The organism is Bradyrhizobium sp. UFLA05-153, assembly GCF_054185185.1.
In genome coordinates this window covers 1-2192 of the sequence record NZ_JBBIAM010000290.1, presented here as the reverse complement: position 1 = coordinate 2192, position 2192 = coordinate 1, and the positions used below count along the sequence as shown (strand labels likewise).

Below are 2192 nucleotides of genomic sequence, written 5' to 3'. Positions count from 1 at the left end.
CGATGATTGCGAACTCACTTTAGCTCCACCGCCTTCTTGCTAGCGAAGGCCGGCTAGATGATCTTCAGTGCACTCCCGCCTCCGCCGCTTTCGCAAATTCGAAGGCTCACGAGTAAAGTACACCGCAATTCCCAGCGCCCCTCCCGGAGTCCCCTCAATCCTCGACCCGGTACAGCCGCCATCGCTCGGGCACGCCTTTGAGCTGGTGAACGCCGTGATCCCTGAAGCGGATTTGCGCGTGCGACACGAGCAGGTTCTTGACCGCGCTCGAGACCAGGACTTCGCCGGCGCGCGCTTTCGCGGCGATGCGCGTGCCGATGTGAAAGGCGAGACCGACCATTTCGCCCCCGCTCACCGTGTACTCGCCCACATGCAGCCCTACCCTGATCTCGAGCCCGAGCGTGCGCACGGCCTTTTGGATCGCTGTCGCGCAATTGACCCCGGCAGCCGGCGCCTTGAACGTCGCCAGCACTCCGTCCCCCGTCGTCACGACTTCCTTTCCGCGCGAGGTTCTCAGCTCTTTGCGCACGGCTGCGTAATAGTGGCCCATCACCTTTGTCCAGCGCGCATCGCCGAGCTTTGCAGCTTTTTCGGTGGAGCGGACGATATCGACGATCAGGATCGTGGCGAGCGCCTGTTTGAGCTCGGTGCCGCGCTCGACGGATCGGCGCCGGAGCGCAATCGGTCCGGCCAGCGATTCGTAGCGATGGCTGCGGCGCCGCGCGATCGCGGCTTTTGCATAGTCCTGGGCACGCTGAGCCGTACCGCAACGAACTGTTTTCTCCCTCGGCGCAACCGTCCAGTAAACCTTCCGCCCGTCTCCGGCACCATGGACTTCCACGGCGCCCCACTTCAGGAAAACCGCCGAGCCAACGCGCCGAACACACCACGCCTTCGACGTGTATCCGGAAACGTTCGACTGATGGACCCCGATGCGAAGGAATTTTGGCATGAACGTGCGGCCATTCGCAGGAACGTTTGGGAAAGCCTCCGTCAAAAAATAGTCGTACACCCCTGCGTTGGCAACCGCACCGCCCGCGCATTCGCGACGTTGAGTTACGATGACAGTGCATTCAATTTGCCCGATTCGCCTTGGTACCCATCACCGCGGGCATGGCCCGCTTGGCTAGCATCGTCATCCCCTGTCAATTGTACCACTTCGCCTGGCGCGGCAACGGACGCACTCATTGTCGATTGAGTGCACTGTAATCCCCCGTAAACGAACCGCGCACCGTTGCGGTCCGCGTCCCGCGGCCGCCTCGCGGCGGGCCTGTAGCTCAATGGTTTGAGCCGGCCGCTCATAACAGTCTGGTTGCAGATTCGAGTCGTGCCGGGCTCACCACAACAAATTCAAATAAATACTTGTCGGACTGAGAGCGGCGTTACGGCTATTTTTGCCACAGAAATTCTACGACGGATGTGAACGAACGTCGTCGAACGCGGACGAATTCGCGCAAATGACGATCAGATAGTTGGCCGTGTGAGACGGCTTGCTCGTACGTTTCTCTGACAACAGAAAGTCGTCCGGTACGTCATCTGCTTTTGCTCGACAATCGGACGTTCGCCGGCGACGTCCGCAGCTTCGAAATGGGCCATTTCCGGACCAAGAGTATCGACGATCGCGCTGATATTCCGTGCGACTCTAGCTCGCCGGCATGTTGTTCCAGATGTCGCGATGCAGACGCCACCGGCCATCCGGGCATCTGAGCCAGACAACAAGGTATTTTGCCTTTGCTTGCCCGGTGTCGGTTTCGCCAATCTCGTAGGCAGTGTCACCGACGACCTCGAGCTCAGTGGTCTTGAATGTGGGGTCGCTCCGCTCGAGTGCCGCGCGCCAAAATTCTTCTATCGCCTTCCTTCCCGAAACGATCGCCGCACCCGGCGGCAGAACCTTGGCATCTTCGGTAAAGATGCCAGCCACACCCAAATAATCCTTGCGGGCGGCGGCGGCTCCAAAGTTGCGAATTTCCAGTTCAATAGCCTGTCGACGCTCATCAGAGTTCATAACGATCCTCCTGCTGAAGCTACAACACGCCACGCACCCACGATGTCGATCCCCTCGTCCTTACCAAGAAGCAGATTAGCCTATCAAAATTGGCACGCTATGTCCCTTTCGGGTCTTGGTTGTGTGCAAACGGATAGGTCGGCACGCGGCCGTGGTCGCCAATCATTGCAGGCGGCTGATGTTCTGG

At 59.6% G+C, this 2192-nt stretch carries 2 protein-coding genes and 1 tRNA gene; 1 reads left to right on the top strand and 2 read right to left on the bottom strand.

The genetic code is table 11. From position 1 onward, the window contains the following. Positions 1–154 precede the first annotated feature (154 nt). Complete coding sequence (locus Q2941_RS51380) at positions 155–952, bottom strand: adenylate/guanylate cyclase domain-containing protein (protein WP_458197512.1); 798 nt, start codon at positions 950–952, stop codon at positions 155–157. A gap of 314 nt (positions 953–1266) precedes the next feature. Between Q2941_RS51380 and Q2941_RS51375 the strand changes: the two genes are divergently transcribed. Further along, a tRNA-Ile gene (locus Q2941_RS51375) sits at positions 1267–1342 on the top strand. Between the two features lie 300 nt (positions 1343–1642). Here the strand turns inward: Q2941_RS51375 and Q2941_RS51370 are convergent. Then, positions 1643–2005, bottom strand: coding sequence for a YybH family protein (locus Q2941_RS51370; protein ID WP_254108199.1), 363 nt, complete (start codon positions 2003–2005; stop codon positions 1643–1645). Positions 2006–2192 lie beyond the last annotated feature (187 nt).